The 11,875-nt window shown below is 72.8% G+C and carries 12 protein-coding genes; 8 read left to right on the top strand and 4 right to left on the bottom strand.

Annotated features, from left to right (window positions below; all coding sequences use genetic code 11):
* The first annotated feature begins 8 nt into the window (after positions 1-8).
* A complete protein-coding gene (locus ABD437_RS36915) occupies positions 9-1,010 on the top strand; it encodes an alpha/beta hydrolase (RefSeq protein ID WP_344653604.1) in 1,002 nt (333 codons plus the stop codon).
* A gap of 31 nt (positions 1,011-1,041) precedes the next feature.
* Here ABD437_RS36915 and ABD437_RS36910 read toward each other — a convergent pair whose 3' ends face one another.
* Positions 1,042-1,683 carry a PRC and DUF2382 domain-containing protein gene (locus tag ABD437_RS36910; protein ID WP_344653603.1) on the bottom strand — a complete coding sequence of 214 codons (642 nt, stop codon included), beginning with the start codon at positions 1,681-1,683 and terminating at the stop codon, positions 1,042-1,044.
* Positions 1,684-1,962: 279 nt separating this feature from the next.
* Here ABD437_RS36910 and ABD437_RS36905 point away from each other — a divergent pair, with 279 nt between their 5' ends.
* Positions 1,963-2,781, top strand: a complete 819-nt coding sequence (locus ABD437_RS36905; protein WP_344653602.1) for a DUF2382 domain-containing protein — start codon at positions 1,963-1,965, stop codon at positions 2,779-2,781.
* Positions 2,782-2,817: 36 nt separating this feature from the next.
* Here the strand turns inward: ABD437_RS36905 and ABD437_RS36900 are convergent, their stop codons facing one another.
* Positions 2,818-3,804: an ArsR/SmtB family transcription factor gene (locus tag ABD437_RS36900; protein ID WP_344653601.1), complete on the bottom strand. Its 987-nt coding sequence runs from the start codon at positions 3,802-3,804 to the stop codon at positions 2,818-2,820.
* A gap of 65 nt (positions 3,805-3,869) precedes the next feature.
* Here ABD437_RS36900 and ABD437_RS36895 point away from each other — a divergent pair, with 65 nt between their 5' ends.
* Positions 3,870-5,090: an MFS transporter gene (locus tag ABD437_RS36895; protein WP_344653600.1), complete on the top strand. Its 1,221-nt coding sequence runs from the start codon at positions 3,870-3,872 to the stop codon at positions 5,088-5,090.
* Here ABD437_RS36895 and ABD437_RS36890 read toward each other — a convergent pair.
* Positions 5,087-6,124, bottom strand: coding sequence for an NAD(P)-dependent alcohol dehydrogenase (locus ABD437_RS36890; RefSeq protein WP_344653599.1), 1,038 nt, complete (start codon positions 6,122-6,124; stop codon positions 5,087-5,089). The two genes, ABD437_RS36895 and ABD437_RS36890, sit on opposite strands and share 4 nt — an antisense overlap.
* Before the next feature lie 88 nt (positions 6,125-6,212).
* Between ABD437_RS36890 and ABD437_RS36885 the strand changes: the two genes are divergently transcribed.
* Positions 6,213-6,854, top strand: coding sequence for a TetR/AcrR family transcriptional regulator (locus tag ABD437_RS36885; protein ID WP_344653598.1), 642 nt, complete (start codon positions 6,213-6,215; stop codon positions 6,852-6,854).
* On the opposite strand, the gene ABD437_RS36880 is transcribed toward ABD437_RS36885, so the two are convergent.
* The gene (locus ABD437_RS36880) at positions 6,786-8,630 is read right to left on the bottom strand and encodes a serine hydrolase domain-containing protein (RefSeq protein ID WP_344653597.1); all 1,845 of its coding nucleotides are present in this window, start codon (positions 8,628-8,630) and stop codon (positions 6,786-6,788) included. The genes ABD437_RS36885 and ABD437_RS36880 overlap by 69 nt on opposite strands.
* A 163-nt stretch (positions 8,631-8,793) precedes the next feature.
* Here ABD437_RS36880 and ABD437_RS36875 point away from each other — a divergent pair, with 163 nt between their 5' ends.
* The 4 genes from ABD437_RS36875 to ABD437_RS36860 all read left to right on the top strand — a co-directional run.
* Positions 8,794-9,879 (top strand): sensor histidine kinase, encoded by a 1,086-nt coding sequence (locus ABD437_RS36875; RefSeq protein ID WP_344653596.1) that lies wholly within the window; start codon positions 8,794-8,796, stop codon positions 9,877-9,879.
* Positions 9,876-10,526 carry a response regulator gene (locus ABD437_RS36870; RefSeq protein ID WP_344653595.1) on the top strand — a complete coding sequence of 217 codons (651 nt, stop codon included), beginning with the start codon at positions 9,876-9,878 and terminating at the stop codon, positions 10,524-10,526. Before ABD437_RS36875 ends, ABD437_RS36870 begins: the two co-directional genes overlap by 4 nt.
* 95 nt (positions 10,527-10,621) lie before the next feature.
* Entirely contained in the window at positions 10,622-10,855 is a 234-nt protein-coding gene (locus ABD437_RS36865; protein ID WP_344653594.1) for a hypothetical protein, read from the top strand.
* A 132-nt stretch (positions 10,856-10,987) separates the two neighbouring features.
* The coding region (locus ABD437_RS36860; RefSeq protein WP_344653593.1) for a LacI family DNA-binding transcriptional regulator at positions 10,988-11,875 on the top strand (888 nt) is incomplete at its 3' end.

Here is an 11,875-nt window from a genome sequence, read left to right as displayed (position 1 = left end):
GCCGCCGGATGCTCACCAAGGAGGGCGACGTGTCGCGGTTACGTGTTGTGCTGCTCGTCGCCGTGCTGGTCGCGGCCGGTCTCACCGGCTGGGCGAGCCCCGCCGCCGCCGACGCCGGTGGCCTCTCGAACGGTGTCGCCGACGACGGCGCCCGGGTGATCAGCGAGACGTTCGTCGAGTGGCAGAAGCTCGACATCGTCATCGATTCGCCGGCGATGAAGGGCCAGACGCCGGTCCGGTTGCTGCTGCCGAAGGACTACTTCACCCAACCGAACCAGAAGTGGCCGACGCTCTACCTGCTGCACGGCTGCTGCGAGCCGGCCGACTACCGGTCCTGGACGCAGTTCACCGACGTCTACGACTTCATGTACGACCGGAACGTGCTGGTGGTGATGCCCAGCGACGGGCTGGCCGGCTACTACAGCGACCCGCGGGGCAGCGGCCCGAAGTACGAGACCTACCACATCACCGAGCTGCAGCAGATCATCGAGCGCGGCTACCGCGGGTCGAGCACCCGGGCGATCGCGGGGCTGTCGGTCGGCGGGTTCGGGGCGTTCTCGTACGCGGCCCGGCATCCGGGGCTGTTCAAGGCGGCGGCGTCCTACAGCGGGCTGCTCGACACGCTCACCCCGGGCGCGCCGACGGCGATCGAGTGGATGCGCCGCCAGGCCAACGAGTCGCTCTTCTCGCTCTGGGGCGACCCGATCCTCAACCGCAGCACGTGGGCGGCCCACAACCCGGCGAGCAAGCTGTCGGGGCTGCGCGGCACCCGGCTCTACATCTCGTGCGGCGACGGACGGGCGGCCGACCTGGATCAGAACAGTGACTTCGTCTGGCAGGAAACCGCCGCGTTGCTGACGACGCAGAGCTTCGTCGCGAAGGCGCGCGCCGCCGGGTTGTCGCCGACCGTGCGGCTCTACGGCCGCGGAACGCACACCTGGCCGTACTGGCAGCGTGAGTTCAAGAACTCGTGGCCGATGCTCGCCTCCGCACTGGGCGTGCCCGCTTAGGGCCTGTGCGGCCTGAACCTTTGAACAAGCCCTAGTCCTCCTCCAGCTCGATCTTCTCGCGGCGGACCGGTGCGCTGACCGTGCGCTGTTCGGTGACGCGTTCGGTGCCCAGGTGGACGCGTTCGGTCGGCACCCTCTCGGTGCGGACGACGACCCGCTCGGTGTGAAGGGTCGTAGGGTCCGGTTCGGGCTCGTCGTCGGCGTCGAAGGGTCCGTACTCGACCCGGACCTCCTCGCGGGTGACCGGGACCGTCACCTGGACGTCCTCGGTCACGGTGTACTTCCGCAGCCGCGCCCGCCCGGTCGGCTGGTCCTCGGTACGGACCCGCAGCCGTTCCTCCGACCGGGTCATCGCGTCGCCGGAATCGGCGTAGTAGGCGTGGAGGGACTGTTCCTGGGCGGAGGAGAGGCCGCCGTCGCGTCCGGACGGTCGCACGTCCGGTGCGGTCAGGACCCGGTCGCGGTCGAACGGCAGCACGATCGTGTCGCCCCGGGACACCGCACCGGCCAGCGGCACGACGCTGGGTGACCGGCGGCCGGTGTCGAGCGCGACGAACGTCGGGTCCGCCGACCGGGCGTCCAGATAGATCCAGTCGATCCGGCCGATCCGCTCCCCGGAACGGTCGAGCACTTCGCGGTCGAGAAGTTCGTCCGCTATCCACCGCACTGTCATTTGAAGACCCCTTCAAAGGTCACCTCAGGTCATGACGACCTCGCTGGAGGTAGCCATCACAGTCGGATGAGAAACGATTCATCCGGATGAGCATTTTTCGCTCTCCGGGTCTCAGGGGTACGCGTCCGTTTCCCGAGGCCGATCGAGGTAACTCAGTCACCGGACACCCTGAGTGACGTCCTCTATGGACTAAATTCATCGGTATTCAACCGTTTAGGGGTGGGTGGGAAGCGGCTATCTCTGCGGCGCCAACCGGAGCTCGCGAGAGGAGCAACCCCGATGTTGACCCAGGAGCAGATTCCGTCGCTGATCCAGTCGACCGCCTACGACTCGTCCGGCGACAAGATCGGATCGGTCAAGCAGGTCTATCTGGACGACCGCACCGACCGGCCGCAGTTCGCGACCGTCCACACCGGCCTGTTCGGGCTGAAGGAGTCGTTCGTGCCGCTGGAGGGGGCCGAGCTGCGCGGTGACCGGGTCGTCGTCCCGGTGGACAAGGCCCAGGTGAAGGACGCGCCGAGCATCGACCCGGAGGGCAGCGACGGCTCGCTGACCCCGACGCAGGTCGCCGAGCTCTACCGGCACTACCGCCTGCCGACCCAGCCCAGCGGCACCCGCGACACGTACGCGGCCGACGTCGACCGGGAGTCCGACGACCACCGGCACGGCCAGCACTACGAGTCCGACGGGGGCAACGTGCGCTTCTCCGGGCGCGAGACCCGGACCGGCCGCGACGACGACAACGCGATGACCCGTTCGGAGGAGCGGCTCAACGTCGGCACCGAGACGCACGAGGCCGGCCGGGCGCGGCTGCGCAAGTACGTCGTCACCGAGAACGAGCAGCACACCGTGCCGGTGAGCCGGGAGCGGGTCACGGTCGAGCGCGAGCCGATCACCGACGCCAACCGCGGTCAGGCGTTCTCCGGCCCGGCGATCTCGGAGGCCGAACACGAGGTCACGCTGCACGAGGAGCGGCCGGTCGTGGAGAAGGAGGCCGTGCCGGTCGAGCGGGTGCGGCTCGGCACGGAGACGGTGACCGAGGAGCAGACGGTCGGCGGCCAGGTACGCAAGGAGCGCATCGACACCGACGAGCGCTGACCCCCCGCCACCCCTGACCGCCCGCCGCGAGGGCGGTCAGGGGTGGTCGGTGCCGGCGCGCAGCGCGTCACCCAGCGCGGTGCGCCGGTAGAGCACCGAACGACCGGACCGGGCACGGTCGGCCAGCCCCGCGCGGCGCAGCACCGCGAGGTGATCGCCGACGGCGCCGACGGCCAGCCCCAGCGCGTGGGCGAGCTGCGTGGTGCTCGCGGGCTCGTCGAGCGCGGTGAGCACCCGGGCCCGGGACGGCCCGAGCAGATCGCCGAGCGCACCCGGCTCGACCGGCGCCGGCTCCCAGAGCGCGGCCGTCCCCCGCGCCGGGTAGACCAGGGCCCGGGGCCACGGATCGTCGGTGTGCACGGCCACCGCCGGCCACACGAACACCGACGGCACCAGCAGCAATCCGTGCCCGTCGGCACCGATCACCTCGCCCCGGCCGGGACGGCGGAGCTCCAGCGCGCCCTCGTGCCACCGCACGTGCGTGTGCAGGTCCTCGAACGCGGCCGCCCACCCGGCGCGCCCGAGCAACCCGGCCCGGTGGACGACGTCGCGCTCGCAGATCGCGCGGAGGCGCAGCCACTCGGCCGCCAGCAGCTCACGCCAGGCGCGGTCGAGCGTCGTGGCGAGCCGCTCGCACACGTCGTCGGCACGCAGCACGGCCAGCACCGCCGGATCGTCGGTGGGCCGCTCACGCAGGCAGTGCGCGATGTCCTTGCGTGCCTCGGCCAGCGGCACCGCACGCAGCGCCGCCAGCTCGTCGTCCCACGACTGGGCCAGTGAGGCCGGCGGCGGAACGAGAAAGCTCGCACCACCGCGCGGCCACTGCAGTGCCTGCACGGCGGCGAGGTCGGTCTCGGCGAGCAGCCGCCGGTAGACCGGGCGGCTGCGTGCGGCGAGCCCGCTCGGCAGCCGGTGCCGCGACAGCCCGGAGAGCACGCGGAGCAGGCCGTTCAGCTCGAACAGCGGGGAGAGCGCGAAGCGGCTGCGCAGCAGATCGTCGGCGGTGAGCTCGATCCGCAGCATCCACCGACCTTACGCTCTGCGGCGTAACAATTGGCCCGGGACGGTGGTGCTCGAAGACTGGTGGCGTGACCTCGACCGACGAGCGCGCCACCTACGCGCAGGTACTCGCCCAGCCGGTGTTCCGCACGGTGTTCGGCACACGCACGCTCGGCATCACGGCCGACACCGTGCGCATGGTGGCGCTCTCCACGCTCGTGTTCGCCACCACCGGGTCGCCGCTGCTGGCCGCCGTCGCGTTCGGGATCGGGTTCGTGCCGCAGGCCGTCGGGGCGGTCGGGCTCGGAGCGCTCGCCGATCGCCTGCCGGCCCGCGCGCTGATCGTCACCGGGTACGTGGTGGAGGCCGGTGCCGGGCTCATGATCGCGCGGTGGCATCCGCCGGTGGCGGTGATCCTGCTGGTCGTCGGCGGTGTCGCGTTGTTCACGCCGGTGTTCACCGGTGCGGGGAACCGCCTGATCGCCGACGTGGTCACCGGCGACGCCTACGTGTTGAGCCGTTCGCTGGCCGTCGTCGCGTCGTCGCTCGCGCAGCTGGTCGGCCTGGCCGTGGGCGCCGCCACGGTGGCCACCCTCGGCCCCACCGGTGCGCTGTTCGCCACCGCCGCCGCCCACGCGCTGGCCGCCGGGTGGTCGGCGCTCGGCCTGCCCACCCCCACCCCGACACCGCCCACCGCCCGGGGCGCGGGTGCGCCAGTGGGGGAGAGCTGGGCCGGCACCCGGGCGCTGTTCGGCGACCGGCGGGCCCGGGCGCTGCTGTTCGTGCACTGGCTGCCGCCGGCCGTCACCACCGGGGCCGAGGCCCTGCTCATCCCGTACGCCGAGCGCGCGCACTTCCCGGCCGGCGCCGGCGGGATCCTGCTGGCGTGCAGTCCGATCGGGATGATGCTCGGCAACCTCGCGGTCGGCCGGTTGCTCGCCCCGGCGACGCGGGAGCGGTTCGTCGTGCCGTTGATCGTGCTGTCGGGCGCTCCGCTGCTCGGGTTCGCGGCGAACCCGTCGGTGCCGCTCGGCGCCGCGCTCCTCGTGCTGACCGGCGTCGGCTACGCCTACCCGCTCGGCCTGCAGCGCCGCTTCCTCGACGCGGTTCCGCACGCACGTCGAGGGCAGGCGTTCGGGCTGCTGCACGCGGGGATGATGACGTTCCAGGGCCTCGGTCCGGCCCTGCTCGGGCTGGTGACCGAGTCCGTGTCGGTCGGCGCGACGATCGCCGTCGCCGGCGCGCTCACCCTGGCACTGGCGGCCGCCCTCACCCCGGCCGTCCGCCGAACCGCACAACCGGCGGCCTAGTCCAGATCGGACAGGTCGAGGACGAACCGGTACCGCACGTCGTTGGCCGCGAGCCGGTCGAAGGCCTCGTTCACCCGCGCCGACGGCAGCACCTCGACGTCCGCCGCCACCCCGGCCTCGGCGCAGAACCGCAGCATCTCCGCCGTGGCGGGCCGCCCGCCGCTCCCGGCCGAGCTCAGCTTCTTGCGCCCCACCAGCAGGTCCATCGTCTCCACGGTGACCGGACCGAGGTCGCCCAGCGAGCAGAGCGTGCCGTCCATCGCCACCGTCCGCAGGTACGGCCCGAGATCGTGCGGGGCCGCGATCGTGTCGATCACGAGGTCGAACGAATCGCGTGCCGCGTCCAGCTGCGCCGGATCCGACGACACCACCACACCCTGCGCCCCCAGCCGTCGCGCGTCCGGCGCTTTGTCCGCCGACCGGGTGATCACCGACGTCGTGGCCCCGAGCGCCACCGCCAGCTTCACCGCCAGATGGCCCAGGCCACCGAGCCCGGCGACCGCGACGCGGGTGTCCGGGCCGACGTCATGCGCATGCAGCGGCTCCCACACCGTCACGCCCGCGCACAGCAGCGGCGCGGCCGCCGCCGGATCGAGCCCCGGCGGCAGCGGATAGGCGAACGCGTCCCGGACGACGTACTCCCGTGAGTAGCCGCCCAGGGTGAGCGACCCGTCGCGCCGGTCGGTGCCGCCGTAGGTCAGCGTGGGGAACGTCCGGCAGAAGTTCTCCTGACCGGCCCGGCACATCGGGCATTCGCCGCACGAGTCGACGATGTTGCCCACCGCGACCGGGTCGCCGACCGCGAAGCCGGTGACGTCGGGCCCGATCTCGGTGACCACACCGGTGAACTCGTGCCCCGGCACCAGGGGAGTCGTCCCGTCGTGGCCGCGCCGGGCGTGCAGATCGGTGTGGCAGACGCCGCAGTAGTCGACCCGCACCGCGATGTCGTCCGGCCGCAGCTCACGCCGTTCGAGGCGGGCCCGGCGCAGCGGCGAAGCGGGGCCGTGCACCTGCCATCCGGTCGTCGTCCGCATCGTGGTTCTCCCTAAACAGACTGTTCGGTTTGCCAAGGCCACCGTAGCGCAAGAAAAACCAACTGGTCTGTTTGGTAAGCTCGTACCCATGCCGGAGCAGCCGTCGACACCGCGCGGAGCCGCCACCTACCAGCGCATTCTCGACGTGGCGACCCAGGAGTTCGCCCGGCACGGCATCGCGGGCGCACGGGTCGAGCGCATCGTCGCCGCCGCGCGCACCAACAAGGCCCAGCTCTACGCGTACTTCGGCAACAAGGACGAGCTCTTCGACGCGATCTTCTTCGGTTCGCTGGAGCGGATCGTCAACGTGGTGCCGATCGGCGCCGCCGACCTCGCGGACTGGGCCGTCCGCCTCTACGACGAGTACCTCCGCCGCCCCGACCTGATCCGGCTGGCCACCTGGGCCCGCCTGGAGCGCCGCCCCACCGGTCACCTGGTGGAGAAACACGACGCGTACGACGACGTCAAACTGCGCGCCATCGCCGAGGCGCAGGCCGCCGGGCGGGTGCGCCCCGGCGACCCGTTCGACGTGATGGCCATGGTCATCGCGATGTCGATGGCCTGGTCGCCGGTGAGCAACGTGTACGCGGCGACGGGTGACGAGCCCGCCGCCGTGCACACGCGGCGCCGCGCTCTCCTCCGCGAGTGCGTCGAACGGGCGCTAGAAGTGCCAGCCGAGCACGTTCCACTGCCAGCAGAACCACACCAGCGACGCCAGCGAGGCGAGTAGCACCACCTGGTGCACCCGGGCCGGCGCACCCGCGCCGCGCCATCCGGCCACCGCGGTGCCCAGCGCGCCCGCGGTCAGGCCCGTCACCAGGACCGGCGCCACGAGCAGCAGGCGGAACGACGTCGGCACCGCGTAGAGGAACGCGCTGGTGTCGCCGAAGAGGGCCGCGGCCAGGCCCACCAGGAAAGCGAGCCCGAGGAACGCCGCTCCGGCGGCCAGCCCGCGCGAGACCCGCCACGCCCGGCCCGGTGTCGCCCGCCGACGCCGCAGCCCGGCGGTCGGCACCGCCAGCGCGCTCAGCGTCACCAGCGCGAACACCGCGAGCAGGCCCAGGTTGAACGGCAACGCCCAGGACCATCCCAGCCGCTCGAACGCCGGCCCGTCGGTCGCCACGTACCGGGTCCCGTCGGCGCCGCGGACGGCGACCAGGTGATCGTCGCCGGCCGCGTAGGAACCGTCGCGCCGGGGCGTCCAGACCTGGCCTTTGAAGCGGACGGACCCGGAGTCGGTCACGGTCAGACGCATCGGTCCCAGCAGCGTGAGCAGCTTCTCGATGCCGGTGGTGTTGCGCCGGGTCGGCGCGTAGAAGCCCGGCTGCGGCGCGACCGGCGTCCGCGAACCCTCGGCCGGTGGCGCGGAGCCCGGCGCGAACCGGTCCAGGAAACCCTCGACGACCGCGGCCGTGGACTCGAAGCCCGCGGTCGAGTTCACCGAGGCGAACAGCCCGAGGTGGCAGCCCGGCACCAGCAGCAACACGCTGCCGAACCCCTCCCAGCTGCCGTCGTGCATCAGCACCCGGTGCCCGTTCATGGTCCGCGTGATGAAGCCGTGCGAGTACCCGGTCAGCCGCGGATCGGCGGCGAACGACCGGGTGTGCATCAGCGCCGCGGTCTCCGGCCGGAGGATGCCCGCGCCGGAGTTGAGGTGCGCGATCGCGAACTTCGCCAGGTCCGACGCGGTGGCGCTGATCGACCCGTCCGGGGTCAGCTGGTCGAACGCGAACGGGATCGTCTCGCCGTTGTCGCGGTAGCTTTTCGCCGGTTCGCCGAGGCCGGCCGGCACCGGCTCGGCGGCGGTGCTGTGCGTCATCCCCAGCGGCGCGAGGATGTGCCGCTCGACGTACCGGTCGTAGGGCTCGCCGCTGACCAGCGTGACGAGGTAGCCGGCCAGCGCGGCGCCGTAGTTCGAGTAGGCCGACACCACGCCCGGTGGACGGATCCGCTTCGGCATGTTCTCGGCCAGGTACCGGCCCAGCGGCACGACGTCGCCGGCCGTGCGGGCGCCGGTGCCGACGATGCGGTCCTCGAATCCGGCGGTGTGCGAGAGCAACATCCGCAGCGTGATCGGCCGCGGGTAGGTGCGCGGGATCGTGAAGTCCCGGAGGTAGCCGTTGACGTCGGCGTCCAGGTCGAGGCGGCCGGCCTCCACCTGCTGCATCACCGCGGTCGCGGTGAACAGCTTGGTGATCGACGCGATGCGCACGAGCGACCGGTCGGGGTCCATCGGCACGTTCTTCGCGACGTCGGCGCGGCCGAAACCGTGCGTGTAGACGGTGCGCGAACCGGAGACGACGGAGACGACCAGGCCCGGAGTGTGGCGCAGCTGCTCCGGTGCCGCCGCGTCGAAGTAGCTCGCCGCCGCGGCCGAGGTGACGGACGAACAGCTGGGCGGCGCGGCCTGCGCGGGGGAGGTTCCGGTGACCACCGCACCGACGGCGAGTGCCAGCGCGGCGAATGCGCTCGCCGCGCGTCGGTACGGGCGGAGGGAGGGCGGCACGGGGTGCTCCTTCGAGGCGTCGGGACGGACGCACCGAGCGTCGCGGTGGACGACGCCCCGGGGCATCGCCGCGTGGTCGCCGGTCGTCTCCGACCAAAGTCGGAGCACACCGTCGACTCCGGGGGCAGGAGAAGCCGGGGAGGGCGCGCCTACGCTGCGAGCCATGAGATCGGTCCAGCGGTGGCTCGGAGCGGACGCGGCGCTCGTCGCCGGCGGCCTGTTCCTCACCGTGCTGGCGGTGAAGACACCCTGGTCGGGCTTACCGCTGACGGTCGTGGCGGTGGCCGGGACGCTCGCGAGCCTCGCGCAGTGGTGGCGCCGCCGCTGGCCGCAGGCCGCCGCGGTGGCCGGCGCGACCGGGTACGCGCTCTCCGGCAACCCCGGCCCGCTGCTGGTGGGTCTCTACGCCGCGGGCGCCTACGCTCCCCGCCGGCACGCGTGGTGGCTGGTGGTGGTCGGCTGGGCCGGCGCGACCGGCTGGAACTGGCTCGACGCCGGCCGGCTGTCCTGGTGGGACGCCACCTACGTGGCGGTGGCCGCGGCCGCGACGCTCGGCCTCGGCGCCCACGTCGCGACGCGCCGGGCGCTGCAGGACGCGTGGCGCGAGCGGGCCGAACGCGCCGACACCGAGCGGGTGCTCCGCGACGAGCAGGCACGCGTCGCCGAGCGTGCCCGGATCGCCCGCGAGATGCACGACGTGCTGGCGCACAAGGTGTCGCTGATCGCGCTGCACGCCGGGGCGCTCGAGCTCACCGCGGACGGCGGCGCGGAGCGGGTCCGGGAAGGCGCCGGGGTGATCCGGGTGACCGCGCGTGAGGCGCTGGCCGAGCTCCGGACCGTGCTCGGCATCCTCGAGGCCGACGCGCAGCCCTACACCGACCTCGAGTCGGTGGTGGCCGACGCGAGGTCGGCCGGGCAGCGGGTGGAGCTGGCGAACGGCGCCGGGGAGTTGCTGCCCTCGACGGCGCGGGTGGTGCAGCGGGTCGTCCAGGAAGGACTGACGAACGCACGCAAGCACGCTCCCGGCGCGGCGGTGGCGGTGACCGTCGCGCGGGACGAGGGCGCGGTCTCGGTGGTGGTGACCAACCCGGTGACCGGCGGCGGCCTCGATCTGCCCGGGTCCGGCGCCGGCCTGGTGGGCCTGGCCGAGCGTCTGCGCCTGGTCGGCGGGGCCCTGGAGTCGGGCCCGGACCCCGGCGGCTGGCGCCTGTGCGCGACGATCCCGTACCCGGCCCCGGAGGCGTCATGATCTCGGTGCTGCTCGTCGACGACGAGGCCCTGGTCCGCGCCGGGCTGCGGCTGATCCTGCAGACCGCGGACGACGTCACGGTGGTCGGCGACGCCGAGGACGGGCGGGCCGCGATCGACGCGGTCCGGCGGCACCGGCCGGACGTCGTGCTGATGGACGTCCGCATGCCGCACCTGGACGGGGTCGCGGCCACGGCCGCGCTCCGCACCGAGCCGGACGCCCCGGCCGTGATCGTCCTGACCACGTTCGACACCGACGACGACGTGTTCAGCGCGCTCGCCGCCGGAGCCACCGGCTTCCTGCTGAAGGACACCCCGCCCACCGAGCTGCTGCGTGCGGTGCGGCTGGCCGCGGCCGGGGACGCGATGCTCTCCCCGAGCGTCACCCGGCAGGTGATCACCCGCTTCACCGGCGACGACGGCTCCCGGCGCCGCGACGCGCTGGCCCGGCTGGAGACGCTCACCGGCCGCGAGCGCGAGGTGCTCGTCGAGATCGGACGCGGCGCCGCGAACGCGGAGGTCGCCGCGCGGCTGCACATGAGCGAGGCGACCGTGAAGAGCCACGTCACGCACCTGTTCGAGAAGCTCGCGGCGACCAACCGCGTCCAGCTGGCGATCGCCGCGTTCCGCGCCGGTCTCGTCGAGTAGAGCCGAACTTTACCGGTACAGGCTTTACCGGTATAGGAGCCGCGTGCTATACCGGTAAAGCACAGTCGCTTTACCGGTATAGCCAAGGAGTGATCATGGAGTACATCGCCGCTTACTTCATCGCCCGCGACGCCGACCAGCAGCGGATGTCCGCCGGCCGCCTCGACGGCCCGGTGGCGGCTCCCCGGCCGTCGCTCTGGCGCCGGGCCGCCCGGTCCCTCGCCCGCACCGCGTCCACGCGCCGGGCCCCGGCCTCGAAGGCCCCGGTCACGAAGGTTCCGGCCGCGAAGGCCCCAGCTGCCGGGCAGGCCGGCTGCGCGACCGCCTGAGCGCGGGTCGGTATGCCCGCGAACCACCACGGATCCGTCGTCACGGCGGTCCCTGACGGCGGATCCGTGGTCCTGCGTCCCGCTCCCACCGGTTACGGTGGATCAGCGGAAGGCGGTGGCAGCGTGGCGCGGGTGACCTTGCAGACGATCGCGGACCAGGTCGGGGTCAGCCGGATGACCGTCTCCAACGCGTTCTCCCGGCCGAACCAGCTCTCGCCGACGCTGCGTGAGCGGATCCTGGCCGCGGCGCAGGAGCTGGGTTACGTCGGTCCCGATCCGTCGGCGCGCGCGCTCGCGAAGGGCACCACCGGCGCGGTGGGGTTCCTGCTCACCGAGTCGCTCGGTTTCGCGTTCACCGACCAGGTGTCCACGCAGCTGCTCGGCGCGATCGCCGAGGAGCTGAAGCCCACCGGGTTGGCGCTCACGCTGCTGAGCGCACTGGGCACCGGCGACATCGTGCCGGCCCGTGACGTCGCGATGGACGGCGTGCTGGTCTACTCCTGCGATCCGCAGACGCCGGCGGTCGACTGGCTGCAGCGTCGCCGGCTGCCGATGGTGTTCATCGACCAGGACCCGGTCGACGACATCCCGAGCGTCAACGTCGCCGACCGCGACGGCGCCCGGGCGTCGGCGCAGCACCTGATCGATCTCGGGCACCGGCGGATCGGGTTCGCGATGTCGGGTCTGCGCGGCCCGCAGGGCCTCATCGAGGACATCGCGGTCGTCGCCGACCAGCTGATCTCCGGGTACGCCTCGCGCGAGCGCCTCGCCGGCTGGATGGAGGCGGTCACCGGGGCCGGGCTGAAGACACCGCTGGTCGTGCGTCAGCTCGACGACTCGGTGGAGCACACCCGCGAGGCCGCACGGCTGCTGCTCGACCGGCCCGACCGGCCGACCGCCGTGCTGTGCTTCTCCGACGCGATCGCGTTCGCGGTGATCCGGGCCGCGAACGACCTGGGCCTGCGTGTTCCCGAGGATCTGTCGGTGATCGGGTTCGACGACCATCCGCTGGCCGGCACG

Origin of the sequence: Cryptosporangium japonicum (assembly GCF_039524755.1) — a bacterium.
Taxonomy (GTDB): domain Bacteria; phylum Actinomycetota; class Actinomycetes; order Mycobacteriales; family Cryptosporangiaceae; genus Cryptosporangium; species Cryptosporangium japonicum.
This window is presented reverse-complemented; position numbering and strand designations above follow the sequence as displayed.

What these genes read in the sequence shown, in the direction of transcription:
- ABD437_RS36915 (WP_344653604.1), top strand. Translation starts at nt 9, where the DNA reads ATGCTCACCAAGGAGGGCGACGTGTCGCGGTTACGTGTTGTGCTGCTC.
- ABD437_RS36910 (WP_344653603.1), bottom strand. Translation starts at nt 1,683, where the DNA reads ATGACAGTGCGGTGGATAGCGGACGAACTTCTCGACCGCGAAGTGCTC.
- ABD437_RS36905 (WP_344653602.1), top strand. Translation starts at nt 1,963, where the DNA reads ATGTTGACCCAGGAGCAGATTCCGTCGCTGATCCAGTCGACCGCCTAC.
- ABD437_RS36900 (WP_344653601.1), bottom strand. Translation starts at nt 3,804, where the DNA reads ATGCTGCGGATCGAGCTCACCGCCGACGATCTGCTGCGCAGCCGCTTC.
- ABD437_RS36890 (WP_344653599.1), bottom strand. Translation starts at nt 6,124, where the DNA reads ATGCGGACGACGACCGGATGGCAGGTGCACGGCCCCGCTTCGCCGCTG.
- ABD437_RS36885 (WP_344653598.1), top strand. Translation starts at nt 6,213, where the DNA reads ATGCCGGAGCAGCCGTCGACACCGCGCGGAGCCGCCACCTACCAGCGC.
- ABD437_RS36875 (WP_344653596.1), top strand. Translation starts at nt 8,794, where the DNA reads ATGAGATCGGTCCAGCGGTGGCTCGGAGCGGACGCGGCGCTCGTCGCC.
- ABD437_RS36870 (WP_344653595.1), top strand. Translation starts at nt 9,876, where the DNA reads ATGATCTCGGTGCTGCTCGTCGACGACGAGGCCCTGGTCCGCGCCGGG.
- ABD437_RS36865 (WP_344653594.1), top strand. Translation starts at nt 10,622, where the DNA reads ATGGAGTACATCGCCGCTTACTTCATCGCCCGCGACGCCGACCAGCAG.